27 protein-coding genes are annotated in these 19,841 nt (G+C 44.3%); all 27 read left to right on the top strand.

All coding sequences use genetic code 11. The annotated features are described in order from the left end of the window. Positions 1–653, top strand: a 653-nt coding sequence (locus E4T81_RS15665; RefSeq protein ID WP_209308193.1) for a hypothetical protein, incomplete at its 5' end; no start/stop codon positions are given. Then, positions 613–1,209 carry a DUF6633 family protein gene (locus E4T81_RS12610; protein ID WP_135045109.1) on the top strand — a complete coding sequence of 199 codons (597 nt, stop codon included), beginning with the start codon at positions 613–615 and terminating at the stop codon, positions 1,207–1,209. The genes E4T81_RS15665 and E4T81_RS12610, both read left to right, overlap by 41 nt. A 332-nt stretch (positions 1,210–1,541) precedes the next feature. Next, positions 1,542–1,886 carry a hypothetical protein gene (locus E4T81_RS12605; protein ID WP_135045108.1) on the top strand — a complete coding sequence of 115 codons (345 nt, stop codon included), beginning with the start codon at positions 1,542–1,544 and terminating at the stop codon, positions 1,884–1,886. A 180-nt stretch (positions 1,887–2,066) separates the two neighbouring features. Continuing rightward, on the top strand, positions 2,067–2,327 hold the full coding sequence (locus tag E4T81_RS12600; protein WP_135045106.1) for a hypothetical protein: 261 nt from the start codon (positions 2,067–2,069) through the stop codon (positions 2,325–2,327). 5 nt (positions 2,328–2,332) lie between these two features. Next, positions 2,333–3,133 (top strand): radical SAM protein, encoded by an 801-nt coding sequence (locus E4T81_RS12595; RefSeq protein ID WP_135045104.1) that lies wholly within the window; start codon positions 2,333–2,335, stop codon positions 3,131–3,133. A gap of 183 nt (positions 3,134–3,316) precedes the next feature. Further along, positions 3,317–3,760: a hypothetical protein gene (locus E4T81_RS12590; protein WP_135045102.1), complete on the top strand. Its 444-nt coding sequence runs from the start codon at positions 3,317–3,319 to the stop codon at positions 3,758–3,760. Positions 3,761–4,113: 353 nt separating this feature from the next. Further along, positions 4,114–4,773 carry a DUF2829 domain-containing protein gene (locus E4T81_RS12580; protein WP_245207077.1) on the top strand — a complete coding sequence of 220 codons (660 nt, stop codon included), beginning with the start codon at positions 4,114–4,116 and terminating at the stop codon, positions 4,771–4,773. A 188-nt stretch (positions 4,774–4,961) separates the two neighbouring features. After that, positions 4,962–5,621 (top strand): hypothetical protein, encoded by a 660-nt coding sequence (locus E4T81_RS12570; protein WP_135045095.1) that lies wholly within the window; start codon positions 4,962–4,964, stop codon positions 5,619–5,621. A gap of 246 nt (positions 5,622–5,867) precedes the next feature. Beyond that, positions 5,868–6,266, top strand: coding sequence for a hypothetical protein (locus tag E4T81_RS12565; protein ID WP_135045093.1), 399 nt, complete (start codon positions 5,868–5,870; stop codon positions 6,264–6,266). A gap of 16 nt (positions 6,267–6,282) precedes the next feature. Further along, the gene (locus tag E4T81_RS12560; RefSeq protein ID WP_135045091.1) at positions 6,283–7,026 is read left to right on the top strand and encodes a hypothetical protein; all 744 of its coding nucleotides are present in this window, start codon (positions 6,283–6,285) and stop codon (positions 7,024–7,026) included. 6 nt (positions 7,027–7,032) lie between these two features. Then, positions 7,033–7,524 (top strand): hypothetical protein, encoded by a 492-nt coding sequence (locus E4T81_RS12555; RefSeq protein ID WP_135045089.1) that lies wholly within the window; start codon positions 7,033–7,035, stop codon positions 7,522–7,524. Beyond that, positions 7,505–7,738, top strand: coding sequence for a hypothetical protein (locus E4T81_RS12550; RefSeq protein WP_135045087.1), 234 nt, complete (start codon positions 7,505–7,507; stop codon positions 7,736–7,738). Before E4T81_RS12555 ends, E4T81_RS12550 begins: the two co-directional genes overlap by 20 nt. Before the next feature lies 1 nt (position 7,739). Continuing rightward, a complete protein-coding gene (locus E4T81_RS12545) occupies positions 7,740–7,952 on the top strand; it encodes a hypothetical protein (protein WP_135045085.1) in 213 nt (70 codons plus the stop codon). After that, entirely contained in the window at positions 7,949–8,365 is a 417-nt protein-coding gene (locus tag E4T81_RS12540; protein WP_135045083.1) for an ASCH domain-containing protein, read from the top strand. The genes E4T81_RS12545 and E4T81_RS12540 overlap by 4 nt, the downstream gene beginning before the upstream one ends. A 1,038-nt stretch (positions 8,366–9,403) precedes the next feature. Further along, complete coding sequence (locus E4T81_RS12535) at positions 9,404–10,075, top strand: hypothetical protein (RefSeq protein ID WP_135045081.1); 672 nt, start codon at positions 9,404–9,406, stop codon at positions 10,073–10,075. After that, complete coding sequence (locus E4T81_RS12530) at positions 10,072–10,794, top strand: hypothetical protein (protein WP_135045080.1); 723 nt, start codon at positions 10,072–10,074, stop codon at positions 10,792–10,794. The genes E4T81_RS12535 and E4T81_RS12530 overlap by 4 nt, the downstream gene beginning before the upstream one ends. Before the next feature lie 19 nt (positions 10,795–10,813). Beyond that, positions 10,814–12,193, top strand: coding sequence for a ParB N-terminal domain-containing protein (locus tag E4T81_RS12525; RefSeq protein WP_167761896.1), 1,380 nt, complete (start codon positions 10,814–10,816; stop codon positions 12,191–12,193). 107 nt (positions 12,194–12,300) lie between these two features. After that, entirely contained in the window at positions 12,301–12,771 is a 471-nt protein-coding gene (locus E4T81_RS12520) for a hypothetical protein (protein ID WP_135045076.1), read from the top strand. A gap of 11 nt (positions 12,772–12,782) precedes the next feature. Next, a complete protein-coding gene (locus tag E4T81_RS12515; RefSeq protein ID WP_135045074.1) occupies positions 12,783–13,181 on the top strand; it encodes a helix-turn-helix domain-containing protein in 399 nt (132 codons plus the stop codon). Continuing rightward, entirely contained in the window at positions 13,174–14,847 is a 1,674-nt protein-coding gene (locus E4T81_RS12510; protein ID WP_135045072.1) for a DEAD/DEAH box helicase, read from the top strand. Before E4T81_RS12515 ends, E4T81_RS12510 begins: the two co-directional genes overlap by 8 nt. Before the next feature lie 3 nt (positions 14,848–14,850). Further along, a complete protein-coding gene (locus tag E4T81_RS12505) occupies positions 14,851–15,090 on the top strand; it encodes a helix-turn-helix transcriptional regulator (RefSeq protein WP_135045070.1) in 240 nt (79 codons plus the stop codon). Beyond that, positions 15,071–15,307 (top strand): helix-turn-helix transcriptional regulator, encoded by a 237-nt coding sequence (locus tag E4T81_RS12500; RefSeq protein ID WP_167761894.1) that lies wholly within the window; start codon positions 15,071–15,073, stop codon positions 15,305–15,307. The genes E4T81_RS12505 and E4T81_RS12500 overlap by 20 nt, the downstream gene beginning before the upstream one ends. A gap of 74 nt (positions 15,308–15,381) precedes the next feature. Continuing rightward, a complete protein-coding gene (locus E4T81_RS12495) occupies positions 15,382–16,743 on the top strand; it encodes a phage terminase large subunit (protein WP_135045066.1) in 1,362 nt (453 codons plus the stop codon). A gap of 176 nt (positions 16,744–16,919) precedes the next feature. Then, positions 16,920–17,411: a hypothetical protein gene (locus E4T81_RS12490; protein WP_167761891.1), complete on the top strand. Its 492-nt coding sequence runs from the start codon at positions 16,920–16,922 to the stop codon at positions 17,409–17,411. Further along, positions 17,408–17,923 carry a hypothetical protein gene (locus E4T81_RS12485; RefSeq protein WP_135045062.1) on the top strand — a complete coding sequence of 172 codons (516 nt, stop codon included), beginning with the start codon at positions 17,408–17,410 and terminating at the stop codon, positions 17,921–17,923. Before E4T81_RS12490 ends, E4T81_RS12485 begins: the two co-directional genes overlap by 4 nt. 2 nt (positions 17,924–17,925) lie before the next feature. Further along, a complete protein-coding gene (locus E4T81_RS12480) occupies positions 17,926–18,405 on the top strand; it encodes a hypothetical protein (protein WP_135045060.1) in 480 nt (159 codons plus the stop codon). Beyond that, positions 18,402–19,841 carry a hypothetical protein gene (locus tag E4T81_RS12475; protein WP_135045058.1) on the top strand — a complete coding sequence of 480 codons (1,440 nt, stop codon included), beginning with the start codon at positions 18,402–18,404 and terminating at the stop codon, positions 19,839–19,841. Before E4T81_RS12480 ends, E4T81_RS12475 begins: the two co-directional genes overlap by 4 nt.

The following is a 19,841-nucleotide window of genomic DNA, read 5'->3' as shown; positions in this document are numbered from 1 at the left end:
ATATATATATACAAGTTACGTCTCCTGACGGAGACGTGCAAGAAGATAAATCTTCTTGCCTTCTTACGCGCGCGGAGAGTGCTGGGGTTGAGAAAAAAGGGAAGTCTAAAAAAACATCAAAGCCCCAAAAAGAGAGGGCGAAAAAAAATCCCACCATCGTGGCTCGAGCCAGAGTAGTCTTTGAAAGCCATTTCCAGCAGCTATATCAGAATCCGTACTATTGGACAGCAAAAGATGGTGCAAATATGAAACAGCTTCTCCAAAAAATTTCATACAGTCGACAGCATAGGGAAAATCCCCTTCCAGTTGATGACGACTCAATTCTCGACGCTCTAAGTAAGTTCCTTGAAACAATCAACAAAAGCTGGGTTATGGACAACTTCTCTGTGACGACCATAAATAGCCAGTACAACAACATCATTTCAGAAATAAGAAATCGATCAAAATTAGATACCAATGGCAGAATCACTAATACCCCGACAACGCAAGGACGGTCGGCAATCGGAGCCGACATCTCTGACAGTTATCGTCAACGGGCTTCTATCCTCGCAGATATCGAAGAGGCAGACAGACGATACCTTGAAAGGCGTGAGTCCGTTAGCGATGTCTCTTATGAAGAACTACCTGCCCTCTCAGGTGGCGAAAGCGTATAATCCGACATTACAAGCCGGCATTATGGCTGCGTTTCCCACAATTTTGGGCGCACATCAAGCCAAGAACATTCCGGCAATAGTTCACCTTGCTCAGGCATATGATGAGGATGTAGCCGTGAAATGGATACAGGATCAACTACTCCAAGTTAATGAGTTTGCGGGAGTCAAAGCCAAACTAAGCGATATGCAGTTGGATGAGCTTGCTATCCAAATCCGTTTGGAGTATGGTTATCTTAATCTCTTTGAGTTTATTCTGTTCTGCGCACGGCTTCGGTCCGGGCGGTACGAAGATTTCTATGGCTCAGTCGACCCAATGAGAATACTGAAATCTCTGGATGCTTTTTGCTCAGATAGGCGCGATGAAATATGGAAAGAAGCCGAGGCTAAAGAAAAAGAGGAACGCGAACGCGAATACGAAGAAAACCTCAAAAATAGCATTTCTTTCGATGATTGGTATAGGAAACTTCCAGAAGACAAGAAAGAAGAAGTCAGAACACATCCGTATTTCTGTCAGGTGGCAAAAAGAATTGATTCAACCGACAATCAAAATGATTAGGCATACATCAGAATTTGCAGATTTGATTAAAATAAACCCGCAAAAACTTGCATATATGATTATTTATGATTATCTTTGTGTATGCAAATAAGATAAAAACAATCAAAAAAACGAATAACGAAAAAAATGGAGACTCTAACCCCTGAGCAAATAAAAGTAGCGGAACAACTCCGTAAAGAAATAAGAGTGGCATATCCTTATGTTTCCCCTGATGTCTATGCCGTTGAATATTTTGTAGTGCAAGGTTGGTCGCATCCGGAACGGCTCACCGTTCACACTCTCTACGACCATCTGCTTTCGCAGGGGTTCTGTGAAGTAGAACAATAGTCGCTATGGATTTCCTTTCATTCTACGAGCCGCCATTTTACTCTGATGGAGTATTCGTTTGGTCGAATAATGGGAATATGGCTTTAATGGCTAACGACTTATCGAGGGATAATGACGCATTATTGAAAAGGATGTGCCATATCCTTAACGATGAAGAGAAGCCGGTCAAAATTCCTCAATTATCATATTCTGCTCCTGAAATTCTCTTAGACGGCAAGAAGTTCCTTACTGTGCGCGGTTGGGGGGCTTTAACCCGTTTCGCTGGCTCTCCGGAGGCTGCAACACAAATCCAAGATGCCTTTGCCCATTGGGTAATCAAAAAATTGCGAGGAAATGATACAGTTGTCTAATTCCGATGCAGAGCAAGTTTGCCTTCATCTTGGTAAACATTTATGCAAATTGAAACAGGCTCTTGGGACAAGAAACCAAGTGTCAACAAAGCAAATCAACGAAGCCAGAATGCTGGGAATCCTCATAAATAAAATCAGTAATAAACTTGATAAAGCGTGCCCTGGCAGGCAGACAAAATAATGGCATATAATTCCGAAAAAAACAAACTTCGCTCTAAGGTTATCGACGAGCTTATTTCTGCAGACAACTGGTTCACCCTTGTTACTGCAGAAGATAAGGTAAAGGTATTCTCATGTACCGATCCGAATAAACTAAAAAGAGGGCTCGTGAACATGATGCTCCAGGAACAGTGTTACGCCAATCTGCTTGTGGATGCGGTTGGCGATTATGTCAATATTATGCGAAAACGCGAGCTGCGCAAGGGCATATCGCTAAATTAAATGATATGAGTTTCAACGGAAAAGCAATATATCAGCCAAAAGGCAAAGCTAGAGAGTATTCGGCGTGGGCTTGCAATTTCTATAATGGTTGCTCAAATGGTTGTCAGTATTGTTATTGCAAGCGAGGCGTATTGAGCCATGTATGGGCCACAACTCCATATTTGAAAAAGTGTTTCAAAAACGAAGAAAATGCGCTGCGGGTATTTATCGAAGAGGCATCAAAGAATTTGGTCGAACTTCAGCAAAATGGCTTACTCTTCAGTTTTACAACAGACCCTATGTTGCCCGAAACAATAGGACTCACTAAAGCCGCCGTCAGAGCTTGTTTGGTTCTCGATATACCTGTGCAGATTCTTACGAAGAGAGCCGATTGGGAACTGGAGATAACCATTCCCAAGCCTGAGAAAGCCAAAGAGTTGTTAGCCTTCGGATTCACATTGACGGGCTGCGATAATTTGGAGCCTTATGCCTCGCCTAACATCGAGCGAGTGAAGAAGATGCTTGAGCTTCATAAGGAAGGTTATAAAGTTTTTGCCAGCATTGAGCCTATCGTAAAAATAGACGCATCATTTGCCATGATAAATGCTCTTTCTGGGTGGTGCGATCTTCTGAAAATAGGATTGTTGAGTGGAAAGAAAGAATACAATGAAGACGGTGTGCAATTCTTGTACGAAATGTTGAAAGACGATACTCGCGGAAGTAAATTCTACCTAAAAGATAGTTTCGTCGATTTCCTAGGCATTGACCGTTCAGCATTACCAGCTCATTTCGTTGAATCATCATATAATATCTTCAAAGGAAAATGAAACGAAGACCTAAGTTTACAATTATGTGGGGGCGCGTAATCGCGTCTCTGCTATCGATTGTCCTTTTGCCAATTCTACTCCCGGTAACGATACTTGAAAGTATCTGCGTGAATATTCTGATAGCGTGGGGCCAAATCAGGCACTGGATAATCTCAAAACTCGATATGAAAAGGAATAAATACCATGAATAAAATAGTTCAGCTCACAGAGTACGAGTATCAGCAACTCAAGAAAGAGGCTGAAATGACCTGCGCCGCAATGGAAGCCGAAATTGCGCGAGGTATAGAGGAGCACTCCAAACTATCTATAGACCTTAAACTCGATATCGGAAGAGATTGGGAAGATGTGTTCCACATAAAGCCGGTTGTATATATATCCTCTTCTTACTATGACACCGGGCAAGGATTCGATAAAGTAAAGTACGCCGTATCTTATGATGCCTGCCGAAAGATTAGCAAGCACGTTGAGAAGTGGCTGGAAAATCAAATCCGGACACGATATAAGATCGACGTCGACACAATAAACAAGTACAACAAGAGAATGAACAATCAAGCTAAGTGGAATTATGCCTATGCACTCATAGCTCTTTCTGGTTGGCTCGTTGCCTGTCTTTCTATATTCCTCTGATATGGCACAGATAGTAAGTGAAGCTGCTGGCTTCAAGGTCGCAGAAGTGAGTCGAACTGAACTTATGGATAAATTAGGACCATTAGGGTCTATAGGAGTCTGCGACAGTTGTATGTCTAAGTCGAAAACGGGCTATTACGTTGCAGTACTTGATCAGTGGTTTTGCCCTAAATGCTATAACGAATTTATTCAAAATAACACTCCGGACCCTCGCGACACTTGGTTTGAGGATGAGCGGTTTGCGTGGTTCAAAAAATTATTTCAACTATAACAGCCCTGGAGCGGCTAATTAAACTCCAATCAAAAATCACATGAAACAGTATATTGGAATCGAAGAAGTGCAAGCCAAACCTATGACCTATGGAGAGGCTTTCAAGGAGGGTATTATTCCTCCTTCTGCTTACGTCGAGGAACTGAGCGAAAGTGAAGGTTACCTCATGCAGGATGATTCTAAAGACAAGGGATGGCTTCCCAAAGAGGTTTTTGAAAATCTCTACCGGCTCGCCGACACTCCTGTCGAAAGAATGCATATCGAGTACGATGAGCTTGCTAAGAAAAGTGGTAACCTCAATGCGTTCATTAGGAGCGACAAGTTCAACAGTTGCGGAACCGATATCCGGGCACTCTTGGTAGCCCAGAATGTTGCAATGGGAGACTACATGAATCTCCTTGCAACTCGTACTACGCTTATGGAAACGGGGGAAGGCGGTATGGGTTACTTCTCTTTCGGTATCGCTATTACTCTGCTTGAAAAAGGCTTTGTTCTTCGCCGTGAAGGTTGGAATGGTAAAGGTCTTGTGGTTTTCAAGCAGGTGCCGACCCATATCACGTCAGAGACTATCCCCAATATGCAATCCCTTCCTCAAGCCGCAAAAGACTTCATTATGGAAGGTAAAGAGGTTATCGACTATACCAGTCAATGCCTGATCTATAATGACACCACCGGCCGTGCTGATTCTTGGGTGCCGTCAATCAGTGATGTCTTCGCTAAAGACTGGGAGGTAGTCCGCTGATAGATGCCAAAGCCTCTTTGTACAGCAGCCCACTGTCTAATCTATCGCCTACGGAAAAAAGGAATTCGCGTAAATACCAAAGAACGTGTTATCTTTCTTCCGTATGGCGAGAGAGTGGAAGACTATGTGCAAATTGTTCGACTTCAACGTGAGTTCTATCTCAATGTTCAATTCATAATTACTTGAAGATGAAAGACGAAGAGAAATTTCTCAATCGGTTTGTAAACACGTTTGAGTGGCCCGAAAGTATCAAGAAGCCTTTTTATAGGGAGGGATTTGTATATGCTACAAATCGTACTATTATGGTGCGTGTTCCATATAACGACTTGAAACGAGTGTATGAACCCGTAGATTCACCTAAAAACTTGCCGCAATTCCCTGAATCAACTTGTGATATTGAATTGCCTATCAGTGTGCTTGTGGAAACATTTAAAAGCATACCCCAATGTGAAGAACGTCGCGTAGAAGGTAAAGCTGCTGAGTGTGATGAATGTGAAGGAAATGGCGAAGTTGAGTGGACCTATGAAGACTCGGACGGAGAGGAACATCAGAAATATTTTGATTGTCCTATCTGCAATGGATATGGTAAAGTTAAGACTAAGAATTTCTATCGCGAATGGCTTTACACTTCAATCAATGGAGTGGCTTTCCGCAACAATGAACTAATAATAATGGCTGAGGCCGCGCATGCTCTTGGTCTTGATTCTATTAAAATTCTACATCTACCTAAGTCTTGCACTCCGGCCAGATTTCAGTTAGAACCCAATATCGATATAATAATTATGGCTGCTGTTGATGTCAAGGTCGACAGGAAAATATCACTCGTAGAAAATGGAAATAACTCCTAAAATAAAGTTTGTGTCGGGTAGCTTCGATACGAAGGAAAGCTCGCTTGTCTTAGTCCCTTCTGATAATCATGGTGAAATTCTTCTATGTGTGAAGGAACCCGATTGCGGATGGAACATACCAATTGGAGAAATAAAGCTGTATTCATCTGGACTATACGTCGATTTCAGAGAAACTTATGAAGATGCCTGTAAGTTAGGCGAAGAAATTTGTCGTAGGTTCAATGAATTTCCACAAGATAAGAAATTATGATACTTCATAGATTTTGTTCTGCCAAAGAATTTGAAGCCTTCCAGCGTGGCGACTTGCTTGTGAATAACACGGACCATAGTGTGAAAAGAGGCGGTGCTTCCACGTCGGTAGGCTTTTGTTTTTTCAAGGAAGATCCAGAGGAAGCAAAGCATTGGTTATCGGGAATTGTAGATTTCGATGTGTGCATTACGGTTGAGGTCGATGAATCTGATGTAAAGAAGTCAAGAGGCAGATATAGTACAGTAGATATGCAAGGAGTGATGTATAAAGAGGAATATTGTTGCAAGACGTATGACAACTATCGGTTCCGGCTGATTGAGTCGACATCCTCTTATTCCTCGTATGCTCCCAATCATTCTACATTGAAGAGAATGTTTCCGGAAATTTTCATATAAATCAAAGCAAGCCTTTATGTCAAAGAATAGAATATGGTCGCAAGACGAAATTAAGGAACTCCATAGACTGAAGAATCTAGGATTACCTCTATGCGAAATTGCTGTTAGAATCGGCCGTTCGTGCAAATCTCTGGAGCATAAGCTATATGGAAAGCCAATCCCTCGAGTAACGCCTCGCAATAGAGATCTCACCGAAAAAGAAATAGTTTGGATTATCAATCATTTTAAGCATACTCGCAATGAGGAAATAATGAGAAAGTTTGGCATAAGCCATTCTATGCTACACCGTATTGCAAGAGAAAATGGATTGAGCAAGACGCGGCAGTTTATGAGAAAGACGCAGGACGCAGCTCAGCAAGCGGCAGCCGAAAGCCATAAGAAAAATGGCACATACCCGCCGAAAGGATATATAATACCAAATGCGAGCAAGAATCGTTTCCAGCCAGGTCAAAGCAATCGCGACCGACTTTCCCCTAAGAAGTATGCGGAATGTCAAAAAAAGAGACAAGCTTCATGGCGAGAAACTTATGATAAAGACAGAAGGAGAACCCTGGTATGGGGCTTTGAACAGCGAACTAAATTCAGATTTGTAAAACAGTCAAAAAGCAAAATAAGTGTCAGATACAACCTACGTAAGAAAGGCTACATCGAGTGTCCTGAAGACCATAATTTGTATTTTTATCCAACAGAGGAAATGCGACACCCCAAAATAGAGGAAAATGCCATACGGCATGGGATAAAGTTTAAACCCGCAATATAAAGAATAATGAGCAAATCCAAAAACTCTCTCCACCGTACAATGTGTGAGGAAGCAGCTCGAATACTCCATAAAGGCAGCTTCGAAGGCTGGCACCCGTTCAAGTACGTGGCTATTGAACTTATGACATATGGTAAAGAGATTCCCGATGTATGGGCTACAAACGGAGCTGGAACTGCAATAGTAGAAGTCAAGACTTCCCGCGCCGATTTCTTGTGTGATGCAGCCAAACACTGTCGTCAGAATCCTATCGATGGAATTGGAAATTTTAGATGGTATTACGCACTTCAGGGCATCATAAAAGAAGAAGAGTTGCCGGCTGATTGGGGACTGGCAGAAGCAGTTGAAAATGGCAAGATGATTAGGCTTGTAAGGACAGCCGCCTACCAGGAGTCTGCCGCATTAGGAAGTATTTCAATACTATGCTCTATTATGCGCAGAGAAGGTATTAAGGGCCAAATCTTTAACTATCACAAGAAAAATGGCACAGCCGGAAAGTAACGGACTGTTTGAGGTTACGACCTCAAAGAAAGTCAAAGAGCGAGGTTTTAACTGCATGAAACTGATTGAATTTCTCACCGAAAAACGCGTGACCGATTGGGCTGAATGGCATGAAGCACACATTGATGCAGCTCAAGGAGAATGTCGTTATGCTTCCATTTGCCCTATATATGCAAAGACCCCCCAAAAACCAAGACAATTAAAACTATTTTAAAATGAAAGAAAATATCGCCTATCAATTAGGACGCTCCGGCGGGTATGGCGTTGCCGTCGCTCTGCTGGGATTGATTCTCGGTGGCTGCTCAGCATCAAAGCCTATCTCTGAAGCACATGAACCCGTGGTAAAATTGCCGGCCGCTCATATTAAGTTTCATAAAAAGATGTTGGCGGATCAGGAGAAACTCTATCCTAAAACCGCAGAAAAATGAAAGCCCTGACTATAAAACAACCATGGGCCGATTTAATAGCAATCGGTAAAAAGAATATTGAGAATAGAACGTGGAAGACGAACTACCGAGGCCGAGTTCTCATACACGCTTCAAAGTTGGCATGCACTCAAAGGCATTTAGAGAATTATCCTTTGCCGGCCCTTAAAAACAGCATAGATATCAAAGAATACTCTATGGGAGATATGTTGTGTGGTGCAATAATCGGAAGTGTCGAAATCGTTGACTGCGTTCGGAACCATCCGTCAGAATGGGCTGAGGAAGGAGTATATAACTGGGTGTTGGCAAGACCGATTCTATTTAAGGAGCCAATTATGAACATAAAGGGTAGCTTAGGATTATGGGAATATGGCGATGACAAGGCAATCTCCATGCTCACGCCCAAAATGAATTAAATAACCATCGTCGACACACCCGCTAAAAATCAGTCGCATGCAATCCACCGGTAGAGATTGCCCTACAACATCGGAGCATGGATCTATCACATAAGTCCTCGCCAGTGCAATTTTAGTACGAGTTACCTATGGCCCCGGAAGGTCGTGTAAAGTATGCGGCGGGAAATCGACTTTTAACAAAAAACCAAATATGTGCAACTGTAAGAATGTCGAATTGGGATCATTCGACAACCAAATTCAAATAGACCATTGTAGCCTCCTACATCCCATTTGGGTGGATGCCTGCATAGCAGATGAGGTAATACACTTACTTAGCCGAGGTGTAAAGACCACCGCTAGTTGTTGTGGTCATAATAAAACCATTCCATCAATAGTAGTAGCGCCAGAAAGTGTAAAACTTATGGAAGAACTCGGATATAAACACTTCAATAACGTTTGTATCCGAAGAGGTCCATATGCGCGAACATTCTTCTATGCCAAATCCGTTAAATGTTCGCTGTGGATAAAGCTCACGAAAGTATGGCTACCGTATCTGTGGCACAATATCATTGATGACCTATGATTGGCGAAATTGACTATGTAGCCTGCGGTTTCTGTGAACACGAAGCCATTTGCATTATTCGGAAGGAGTATATGGAATCTGACGCTCGATGTGCTGGCGGTACTACTGATCTCGCCAAGAAATGCGGCAAGTATTCAATGGACGGCAGAGCCAATCCCTACATTTGGGGGAGCGAAGCTTTCAGAAAAAAAGCGAGTCGACCCTCACGGGCAAACTCGCCTAAATGCAAATAAGATATCTAATCAAAAATCCACAAATAGGCGCAGCCCGAAAAGGCTGTGCCGGGACTCAAATTAAATATCAATACTGCAAAGTTAGTAAAAATTACTCACATAATCAACCATTTGAGGGTGAAAATATGCACATCGGCGACAACAGCCCGCTTGATACAATCATATTGATTATTTTTCATCAATTACATTGTATTTTTCGCAGTTTTTGATTATCTTTGCACTTTAGAAATAATCAATTTTACAATGAATAAAAAAGACATACGCAAATTAAAAGCCAATCCAGACAATCCTCGCACCATGAGTGAATTTATGGAAGGTAAGCTGATTGAAAGTATCTTGGTTTTCCCCAAGATGCTCGAGCTCCGCCCCATCCTTATCAACAAGGACGATGTGATTGTCGGCGGTAATGGCCGAGTTGAGTGTCTTAACAAGATACTCGCCCTCGATGACAACGAAATCGAGGACTACATGTTCAATCAGAAAAAATTCCGTATGGCGTCCGAAGAGGAAAAGACCGGTCTTCTTGCGTTTTGGGCCAAATGGAAGAAAAAGCCGGTAACCTTCGTAAGAATCCTAGACGATGTGTCGACCGAGGAAGAGAAGGAAATTCTCGTTAAAGACAATCTACACTATGGAGAGGATGATATCGAGATTATGAAACGACATTTCGAGCGCGAGGCAATAGGCGATTATCTTGGCTCCGTTGCGTGGAATCTCTACGATTACGACGATAAAATCAACGACAAGAATCTCGATCTTACAAAGACATATCCGGAGAAATTCAAGTGCGGCTATGTAGAGTGCCAGATGACCGACCAAGAGTTCAAAGGGCTGTGCGCCCGCCTCGAGAAGTATCTCGAAGAGCACGACGGCATCAGCGACGGATTTTTAACCTCATTACTTCTTGGCAAATGAAAAAGGACATCAAAGAACTTTCGATAAATCCTATCAATCCCCGTAGGATTGTACTCGGTCAGAAGCGCCGACTCCAGCAGAGCATAATGCTTTTCCCAAAAATGCTCACCTATCGCGACATCATCGTCAACAAAGAAAATGTAGTGCTTGCCGGCAACCAGCGTACAACCATACTAAAAGAAATACTCACATCCACTCCGATGGACTGGATGGTAATTCTTCAGGAGAACGAGAAGTGGCAGGAAATGACCGAGAAGCAGCGCGACGCCATCATCGAATACTGGAAAGTTTGGGTTGAGAACCCCATTATCGATGTTACGGTAGCTGACCTCACCGAAGAGGAAGAAAAAGAGCTCATCATCAAGGATAATAATGAATTTGGCGAATTCAACTACGAAAAGCTCCAGCAGATATATGATGAAATCAATCTCGTCAACTTTGGTTTCGACGAAGGGCTGTTCTACAATCCTGATGACGACGATACCGTGATGACTAAAATCAAGGGCTCTACTCCGAAGAAAATCAATATGCTTACGTTCGGCAAAAATGTCGTGTCAGTGACGAAGGAAGAATACGATACTCTCGTTAACCGTTACAACGATTATGTAGACGAAACGGGCGTCAACTTCGGCTTTGTCAAAAGTCTGCTTGAAAGCTCGGGCGTAGATGATGCCAACGATTCGGATAACGACGACACTGTGTTTGAAATGCCTCAATAAATCCCATCATCAACTAATTATGGAACGAGTTAAATTTGCGGACATAAAGCCCGCGTCTTACAACCCCCGAAAGATTACGGAAGAAGCGTTCGTCGAACTCAAAGGCAGTCTAAAAACTTTGGGGTTCATTCTTCCTATAATCGTCAACCGCGATAACATGACAATCGTCGCCGGCCATCAGCGTACCAAAGCAGCAACAGCTGTAGGAATCGAGGAGGCCCCGGCATACTTCATCAGCGGCGTAGACATCGAATCTGAAATCCTCTTCAACCAGATTCACAACGGCGTTGAACTGGAACCCGAAAAGAACAGCGAGTGCCTGGCTCCAAGAGATTGGGGAACATTCCACGACGACGTGCCGGCAAGCGACTTCAAGATTGCCGACTGCAATCCATCTATCGTGAAAGACATTTGCCGCCTCATCGTTAAGCACGGCGACGCTCTCTGCGCTATCGTATGTGGCAACGAAGTAGTGTTTGGCAATAATTATATCAAGGCTGCTGACACTATAGGCTATCCCGTTCATTGCTACTTCCTGGACCCGGCGAAGAAAGGAATCTTCGACTACTACTTCAAGAAGGACTACGGTGTATTCAACTACGAGCACATTGAACGTGCAGACTTCATGCAAGGCCGAGCCCAACCCCCTCGCCATAAGGGCATAGATTGGTCGGTGCTCTATCGAGAGGTGGTGCCTCATCTGGAGAAAGAAGATCGTCGTCAGGTCAAGATTCTCGACTTCGGCTGTGGCAAGGCAATGTTCATCAACAAGCTCCGTCGCGAGTTGGGATATCGTTATGCAATAGGGCTCGAGTTCTTCAACCATAACCTGAAAGGAATTTCCATCGCAAAGGGCCACGAAATGATCGACGCTTTCATTGCCTACATCAAAGAGAACGGAATTCACGACGGTGGCGTGTTCGACTACACTATTTGTGATGCGGTACTCAATTCCGTAAACACTCAGTTCGCAGAGGATGCGGTATTAATTTGTCTCAACCTTTTCACGAAGATGGGCGGCAAGGTATTTGTGTCTGGCCGATCAAAGGAAGTAGCCGAGAAACAGTATAAGGCAAAGCGCAACACCGTCGACTCGACCACTACAGTGCAATTCTTCGACGAGAATGGCCTGACAGCTTTCATGCAGGAAGGCCAATGGTTTTTCCAAAAGTTCCTTACGAAAGAGCAGGTACAGGCAATGTTCGGTCGTTTCGGCTTTGAGCCATTCATGCAGTACAACAAATCGGGTTACTGGGGATGGGGTGCCCACAAGGTGCGTGAGCTTACACGCGAGGAGTATATCGCCGCCATCAACTACGAGTTCAACCTCAATCTTCCAAACGACCAGTCATACAACCGCCAGGGCGATATTCTTCCGCTCTTTGGACTTGCCGACTGATAGAATTTTTCTTGCAGATTGGATTAAATTCCAGTGCTGAAATTTGCGTAATTCATTAAATTTCAGTATATTTGTAATTGCAAATAAGATAATTTAATCAAAATAAAATGGTCGAAATTGAATACGCTCATTTCCGCAACACGTATAAAATCCTTTGGTTGCGGTACGTCTACGGAGTTGACCTCAATACCCACTGCATGAAATGTCTTCTCGGGCACAATGACAAACGTGTCCGAGGATACATAAACTCTTTACCTCCGAACATGGAGCTTGAAGAGAGCCGGTTTTACTACCTCTGCGGCGTTGACAAGGACTTTAATTGGAACAAAAATCTCCACATCCCCTTTGTCCGCAGTGTAGGTCAGGAAATAGTAATTGACAACGAGTTCGTCAATATTAAAATTCTGAACGCCCGGCTAATCCACATTGACACCAACTACATCAATTGGAGATTGCCTCAATCTCGCAACCGCCTTTTCAACACTTGCAGGAATTGGCAGTTCGCGAATATGCTGGCATCGCTCCCCACAGTTCCGCAAACGCCAACGCAAGAACAATTAGGACTATTCGATAAATAAACCAATCCGTTATGAGAAAACCGACTCTTGACGAATTTGAAGACGCAATCCGAAAGACTGGCGGCAATCTATCGCAAACCGCCGGTATTCTCGGAGTCACCCGGCAGACGGTCCACAACTGGATAAGGGAAGACACCGCCTTCAAAAGTGCGGTACAAGATTCTCGAAAGAAACTGTTTGACCAATGCCTCGACGCTGCCAGGATTGTGGCACTCGGCGTTCCGCATATCGATCCGGCCACCGGCCATATACTTGGTTGGAAAGAGAAACCGGACGGCCAAATGTTGCGATACCTGCTGTCGACACTCGGCCGCGACGAAGGCTTTGGCGAATCAGTCAACGTAAATCTTGAGAATCCGTTACCAACTGTCATCAACATTGTAAGAGATCCTGACGTAAAGCGTGAATGAAATCTACCTCATAGAGAAACGTGAAGAGGGCTATTATGAATTGTATTTTTATAATAGCCCTGCTTTGGCATACTATATCCAAAAGATACCATCAGCCCGTTTCATCATTCGCGACCGTTGTTGGCGTGTAGGACTACACGACAGGCTGTTTGTCCGCGAGTTCTGCGACTATGCTGTGAAACGGCGTCTGGCGTCTGCTGTCTGTGAAGTAGGTGACAGAGTGGAGGTACTGGGCTACCCCGACAAAATGCCGGATTTACAGTACCCGATTACCCACTTGAAACTCCAGCCCTACGACTACCAACGCAAGGGTATTCAGTATATGGTTGAACACAAACGATGCTTCAACGGTGACGATATGGGTCTCGGCAAGACGTTCCAATCCATTGCGGCCGTATCCATAGCCAGAGCCTATCCCTGCCTCGTAATTGCGCCAGCAACAATGAAAGTAACGTGGCAGAGAGAATTCCAGCGATTTATCGGCAAGCAGGCTATGATTCTCTCAAATGAGAACAGAGATTCTTGGCACCGCCACATGGAAACCGGCACTTGCAATATATTCATCACAAACTACGAAAGTGTGAAGAAATATTTCGTGAGTCGCGTCAGGGGCCGGACTACTGTTAAGAATATCGTCCTCGACAAGAGAGCCGCCATGTTCAAGTCTGTAATCATAGACGAATCTCATCGCTGTTGCAATGATACTGCGCTATGGTCCATATATATTGAGGCTATATGCGCCAACAAGGAGTACATCTGGTTATTGACTGGCACCCCCTTGGTAACGAGCAACGAAGATTTCATACAGCAGTTGAAGATTATGCGTCGTATCGATGACTTCGGCGGAGTCGCAAGATTCCGGGAACGCTATTGTCAAGGCCCCGACAAATCATCCAATCTTTATGAGTTACACTACCGTCTATGGGAATCTTGCTACTTCCGCAGAGATAAGGCTATCGCTTTGAAAGACCTTCCGGAGAAAACCCGCCAATATCTCACTGTCGACATCGCTAATCGTAAAGAATATGAATTTGCCGAGAATGATCTTATCCGCTATCTCATCGAATATGAATCTGCTTCGGACGCTAAACTCAAAAGTGCCGCCAGGGCTACAGCAATGGTGCAGATTAACCATCTACGCCAAATATCTGCCAAAGGCAAGATGAACGAGGCGAAGCAATTCATTCACGATGTTATCGACGGTGGCGACAAACTTATAGTTTTCGCTTTCCATAAATCAGTGATGAAGGAGATAATGGATTCGTTCCCCGGCTGTGTATCAGTGACAGGCTCTGACTCGCAGGAAAAGAAGCAGGAGGCCATCGACAAGTTCCAGAACAATCCAGACTGCAAGTTGATTGCTCTTAACTACAAGTCTGGCGGAGTAGGTATAACGCTGACGGCAGCATCAAGGATATTGTTCATAGAATTTCCGTGGACTGCCTCGGATTGTGAGCAGGCAGAATGTAGAGCACACCGCAACGGACAAAAGAACGCTGTAAACTGCTACTATCTTCTCGCCCGCAATACCATTGACGAGAGAATCCTGGAGATTATTCAAAAGGAGCGCGAAGACTCAAGTGTAGTAACCGGTGCTGTCAACGACATAGAGGAAAGCATTGTCGATGCCACCCTCAAGCATTACAAGAGAAAACATAAAATCTGAAATATGACTACAGTAAAAGACAAAATCTTCCTTCGCATGAAGGAACTCGATGTTAAACAAACCGAGCTAAGCGAGAAGGTTGGCATTAAAACGCAAAACCTTTCTGCCTACCTCCGGGGGAAGCGCACGATTCCATTCGATGTGCTTGAAAAGATATGTATGGTGCTGGGCCTTACCCTCGGCAGCACTGATATTGTATATAAACCCTCTAAACCTGCAGACAATGTTCAGAGAGAAGATTAAAGGCAAGATGAATGAGTGCGGTATTTCTGTGAAGGAACTGTCCGAGAAAACCAAGATCAACCCCAGCTCGATTTCGTCGTTCCTCGTTGGCAATCGCGCCATCAGCAACGAGAATCTTGACATTATTCTTGAGGCTCTTGAGCTCACTCTTGTGCCGAAAGCGAAGTTCACTTATCAGGGTAAAAAGCCCGAGATTGACGCTGGAGTAAAGGCATGATGTCTATCATCGAGTATTTACAAATTTTACAGTATCCATGAAGTAGGTGCATATTGTCAAATTTCCAGCAGTAAATGAGTTCGGTAGATGTCCACGTTTTCAGCAAGCAAGCGCAGGCACTTGACTATCTATCTCCGGATGATAGTGAGGTGTCCGAAGTCTTGTATGGTGGTGGAGCGCGTGGCGGTAAGACCTACCTCGGTTGCCTATGGCAAATACTGCGTAGAATAACGATGGCCGGATCGGTAGGCTTCATCTGTCGAGAAGAGAGTGTGAAGCTGCGTGATACGACTGTCGTTACGTTTTTTGAGGTTTTGACCGATTTACACCTGAACTCAGTGGTGGAATTTAACTCAACGCGATTGATAGCAAATTTCTCCAACGGGAGTGTCATCTACTTTCGTGACTTGAAATTGATGCCATCGGACCCAGAGTATGACCGCCTCGGTTCTTATGGTATTACTGATTGTTTCATCGACGAGGCTCAGCAGATATGCGCTAAAGCCATTTCCGTACTCAAAGGTCGCTTCTCCGTGCTGAATGGCAAGAATCCCGATGGTACGAAGTGGCGCACAATGCCGAAAGCACTATACACTTGTAACCCTCGCCGCAATTGGATTTATACGGACTTTGTGAAACCAGCCAAGATGGGTACACTTGCGCCCCACCGCCGTTTCATAAAGTCTCTGCCTCTTGATAATCCTCACGTAGATCAGGCTTACATCGACAACTTGCTCAAAGCAGATAAGGTTACAGTTCAACGCTTGTACTTTGGGAACTTCGAGTATGATGATGACCCGGCGACGCTGTGTGATTTCGATGCCATCAATGACCTTTTTACGAATGAGCATGTTCTTCCGAAACCTGCTCGGTCCTGCTCGGCCGACATTGCATTAAAAGGACACGACCGATTCATCGTAACGGTTTGGGAAGGGAATGTATGCCGCATTGTAGTTGATGAGGTTTATTCTCCCGGCAAGCAGGTCTACGAAACCCTGCGCGACGTACTGAAGCAAGAGAAAGTTCCTCGCTCCTACACCATAGTCGATGCAGACGGCGTAGGCAGCTATCTCGAGAGCTTCTTGCCTGGCATCAAAGAATTCCATGGTGGCGGAAGCCCGAACAATCGTGAGAAGTACGAGAACCTGCGAGCAGAGTGCTATTTCAAACTTGCTGAGCTTATCAACGAGCGCAAAATCCGAGTGATATGCAATCCGGATCAGAGAGAAAGGTTGATGGAAGAGCTGGGAGCGCTCAAGCAGGCATACATAGACAATGATGTTCGTCGCAAGGGCATTATCCCTAAGGAAACAATGAAAATCATCATCGGACGCTCGCCTGACTATATGGACGCTCTTATGATGAATATGTTCTTCCGCCGGACTAAGCCGACAAATGGAGCGAAGATGAATGTAAAGTCGTACAGCACTGAATAGAAACGTGCAGTTAGTAATGTCAATCAACTTAATACCACCAAACAAATGTAAGTAACTTTGAGTGTATGAAAAAGAGCCGAAAATATAAAAAACGAAGGACGAGAACAGAACGCCGATATACATACGGAGAATTCCTCGTACTATTCCCTTGTTGCAGAAAGACGCACCAAGACGAATTGATAGCGACGCTCGATAAGGCTAAATGCCCAGGTTTCCTTTGTGGCAAGGAAGTCCCCAAAGACCTCTTTGCCATCAGCTATGGCAAGCTTGACGAGCTCCGTAACGCTGCCAGTGCCGACGACCCCGCTGTGGAGTGCCTGCGAATATTGCTTGACATTTCGCCAAAAGAGGCTTATTCGTTGAATGTTTTTGACGTGTTTGGCTTCATGCATTTCTGCAGAAGGCAGATAGAGAAAATCAACGAATTGTTCTCGTCGCTCAAAGTAAACTATTCTTCCGACGAACTTGCGGCCGGTGTGAAAGATTTGCAGTTTGGGCCATTCGGCGTCCTCGACTGGTATGCCCGCAGAATGGGTATCACGAATCAGAATGAGGTCCGCGATGTGGCCTGGGTGCGTATCTACAACTGTATGAAGAATGATACTGAGCAGAACAACTACGAGCGACGGCTCCACAAACAATATATGAACCAAGCCAAGAGAAGATGAAGAACCCGGCATTCGATAACGACAAGGCTCTCGGAACGGTAGAGGGCAAAGTGCGCAGCATTGTGGAGAAGATGGGAGCAGATGTTGAGTATCGTTTCTATAACTGGGCTACACTCAATGTGGAAATGGATACTATCAGGAAGCCTACGATTGTGTATGTTCTTCCCCCGTCAGGCGATTTCTACATTGATGCTAACCGGCAAGAGATACGAGATTTTCCCGAAGCGCAGATTGCGTTCTTGTGCTCGACCGAATTTGATTTTGAGAGCGAAGAGAACGACGCGCTAATTGAGCAGATGAAGCGGCTGTGCTATCGTTTCATCAAAGCTATAAACGATAGTGGATATTTCTCGGAGCTTGAGGGCAAACTTCCATACCAGGTTTTATACGACCACCTTGATGAGAATGTGACCGGAATAGTCATCACACCGATACTCGAAGAGGAAGAGGGCGTATCTCTTTGTGAGGACGAGTACGAGACTCCCAAAGAATCTCCAGACAAGACTGAATGATTATGGCAGATACCAACGAAATTCTCAGGGAACACCTGAACAATATCAAGACCAAGATTGCGGAGCGCATGGCAATGAATAAGCGTAACGCCAGTGGTCGTACAGTCGCTTCTCTCAAAGTTGAGGTAGGCGACGGACATGCTATTCTGTGGGGTTCTAAGGCGTTTCTTGCTATGGAACGTGGTCGAGGACCTGGTGCCGTTCCGATGAACTTCGTTGAAATTATTATGGCGTGGGCACAGGCAAAAGGTATATCTGCTAAGGCTAAGTACGGACAGAATGCGAACCAGGAATCTGTTATGCGCTCTTTTGCCGGCGCGGTAGCTTTTAATATCATGAAGAAAGGAACCAAATTGCATCGCACCAAACAGTATGATGACATTTTCACAACAGTGCTAAATGAAGAGCTTGATAAGATGAGCGAGGCTATGGCTATTAATCTGCTCGACCAAGTGTCGACCATAAATGACAGTACGCAATGAGAACCGAAACATTCAAATTTGTAAACATAGCTGACTCGGTGGCTAAGTACCCCGATGAGGTCTGCTTTGCTTTCAATCCCAATTTCATAGAGATAGAATCCGCATGGCCCGCCGGAGTCTTGACTGTGGTTGTGCAAAAAATAAGTGGCTCTTCTGCCGTTGACGAGCAAACTATCAAGGTTTCGATGTATATGGGCCGAGCTAAGATATATCTCAGTCGGCTCTTTGAGTTGATGTTTGACGACCCTCAAAATCAGCGATGCATAGAAGTTTCAGTGACCGTCAAAGTGGCTTCCCTCAATCTGTTCACATTCTCGACCTTGGTAATTTGGGGAAATTTGGCTCTTGGCGAGCGGTTCGGCAACATCGGAGTGTTCAACAGATCCGCTAACAAGCCTTATTACGAAAGGAATCTAATATGGTTTAAGAAGTTCCCGTTCACTGTATCTCTTTTCAGGTATAATCGTGAGGTACAATTCTTCGGGAAGTTCGACGGCGGAGTATATAGCAACGAACCAATATGCCAAGATACAAAAGTATGCTTCTTCGAGAAACTGGAAAAGTTGGCTCCTGATATTCCCTCCCTAACATCTGGTACAGTATCTTTGCCTTTTGAAGTTGTCTATTACGCGCAGAAGAAACGTTTCGTTGTAAAAAAGGATGGTAAATTCTATGCGAACTGGACCGGCGATGAAAATGAGTTCTTTGGCAATACATCGGACTATTGTAACAGTGCCAATGACAACAAGCCATTATCTAATGTAACTTATCTGCTTGAGACTCCGACCGGATACGCGAGATATAGATTTATCAGTGACGAACTTGTTTATTGTGGTATGTTCTCGGATTTAGGTTTCGAGGATATTCCTTTGAATCAAGTATTCCCGACTGCCCAGCGCAACGCTACAATCAAATACCGTGTATCAGAGGAAGCAAGACTCATGTCTGTATTCGATAATACATTCGACTATACTTTCTTCCAAACCGGGGAAAACCTCGTGTTGATAAAAATGCAGATTTGCAATGATACCGACGGTTACTATCTACGATGGATTGACCGGCAGGGAAATCTCCAATACTTCTTATTCCGCAAGGGGCAGATTGCATACAAAAACAAGCTCAGCTCTGATGTTGTGGTGAATGACAATCCAATAGGCGGTATGTATTTTGCCAATCACAACCGAAGTAGGAGTATTGAATGTTCCGTTACACATAAGTGTTGCGCCGTAAGCTTACCTGATGAAATATACGAATATGTTGTTACAATTCTAACGGCACCGATAGTTGACCTCTATATAGGAGTTGATAATAACGGAGACGCCATCTGGCAGCCCATACAGATTCAAGATGGAACTGTATCATACAAAAATGGCAACGTCTTGAACGATCTGGAATTTAGTTTCGCGCAACCAGATATTAACGCTCAGTCATTATAG

This window comes from Barnesiella sp. WM24 (genome assembly GCF_004570975.1).
GTDB lineage: Bacteria > Bacteroidota > Bacteroidia > Bacteroidales > Muribaculaceae > Muribaculum.
This window is presented reverse-complemented; position numbering and strand designations above follow the sequence as displayed.

Bases quoted from the DNA above. Each gene is read 5' to 3' on its own strand.
- E4T81_RS12610 (WP_135045109.1), top strand. From the start codon at position 613: ATGAAGAACTACCTGCCCTCTCAGGTGGCGAAAGCGTATAATCCGACA.
- E4T81_RS12605 (WP_135045108.1), top strand. From the start codon at position 1,542: ATGGATTTCCTTTCATTCTACGAGCCGCCATTTTACTCTGATGGAGTA.
- E4T81_RS12600 (WP_135045106.1), top strand. From the start codon at position 2,067: ATGGCATATAATTCCGAAAAAAACAAACTTCGCTCTAAGGTTATCGAC.
- E4T81_RS12595 (WP_135045104.1), top strand. From the start codon at position 2,333: ATGAGTTTCAACGGAAAAGCAATATATCAGCCAAAAGGCAAAGCTAGA.
- E4T81_RS12590 (WP_135045102.1), top strand. From the start codon at position 3,317: ATGAATAAAATAGTTCAGCTCACAGAGTACGAGTATCAGCAACTCAAG.
- E4T81_RS12580 (WP_245207077.1), top strand. From the start codon at position 4,114: ATGACCTATGGAGAGGCTTTCAAGGAGGGTATTATTCCTCCTTCTGCT.
- E4T81_RS12570 (WP_135045095.1), top strand. From the start codon at position 4,962: ATGAAAGACGAAGAGAAATTTCTCAATCGGTTTGTAAACACGTTTGAG.
- E4T81_RS12565 (WP_135045093.1), top strand. From the start codon at position 5,868: ATGATACTTCATAGATTTTGTTCTGCCAAAGAATTTGAAGCCTTCCAG.
- E4T81_RS12560 (WP_135045091.1), top strand. From the start codon at position 6,283: ATGTCAAAGAATAGAATATGGTCGCAAGACGAAATTAAGGAACTCCAT.
- E4T81_RS12555 (WP_135045089.1), top strand. From the start codon at position 7,033: ATGAGCAAATCCAAAAACTCTCTCCACCGTACAATGTGTGAGGAAGCA.
- E4T81_RS12550 (WP_135045087.1), top strand. From the start codon at position 7,505: ATGGCACAGCCGGAAAGTAACGGACTGTTTGAGGTTACGACCTCAAAG.
- E4T81_RS12545 (WP_135045085.1), top strand. From the start codon at position 7,740: ATGAAAGAAAATATCGCCTATCAATTAGGACGCTCCGGCGGGTATGGC.
- E4T81_RS12540 (WP_135045083.1), top strand. From the start codon at position 7,949: ATGAAAGCCCTGACTATAAAACAACCATGGGCCGATTTAATAGCAATC.
- E4T81_RS12535 (WP_135045081.1), top strand. From the start codon at position 9,404: ATGAATAAAAAAGACATACGCAAATTAAAAGCCAATCCAGACAATCCT.
- E4T81_RS12530 (WP_135045080.1), top strand. From the start codon at position 10,072: ATGAAAAAGGACATCAAAGAACTTTCGATAAATCCTATCAATCCCCGT.
- E4T81_RS12525 (WP_167761896.1), top strand. From the start codon at position 10,814: ATGGAACGAGTTAAATTTGCGGACATAAAGCCCGCGTCTTACAACCCC.
- E4T81_RS12520 (WP_135045076.1), top strand. From the start codon at position 12,301: ATGGTCGAAATTGAATACGCTCATTTCCGCAACACGTATAAAATCCTT.
- E4T81_RS12515 (WP_135045074.1), top strand. From the start codon at position 12,783: ATGAGAAAACCGACTCTTGACGAATTTGAAGACGCAATCCGAAAGACT.
- E4T81_RS12505 (WP_135045070.1), top strand. From the start codon at position 14,851: ATGACTACAGTAAAAGACAAAATCTTCCTTCGCATGAAGGAACTCGAT.
- E4T81_RS12500 (WP_167761894.1), top strand. From the start codon at position 15,071: ATGTTCAGAGAGAAGATTAAAGGCAAGATGAATGAGTGCGGTATTTCT.
- E4T81_RS12495 (WP_135045066.1), top strand. From the start codon at position 15,382: ATGAGTTCGGTAGATGTCCACGTTTTCAGCAAGCAAGCGCAGGCACTT.
- E4T81_RS12485 (WP_135045062.1), top strand. From the start codon at position 17,408: ATGAAGAACCCGGCATTCGATAACGACAAGGCTCTCGGAACGGTAGAG.
- E4T81_RS12480 (WP_135045060.1), top strand. From the start codon at position 17,926: ATGGCAGATACCAACGAAATTCTCAGGGAACACCTGAACAATATCAAG.
- E4T81_RS12475 (WP_135045058.1), top strand. From the start codon at position 18,402: ATGAGAACCGAAACATTCAAATTTGTAAACATAGCTGACTCGGTGGCT.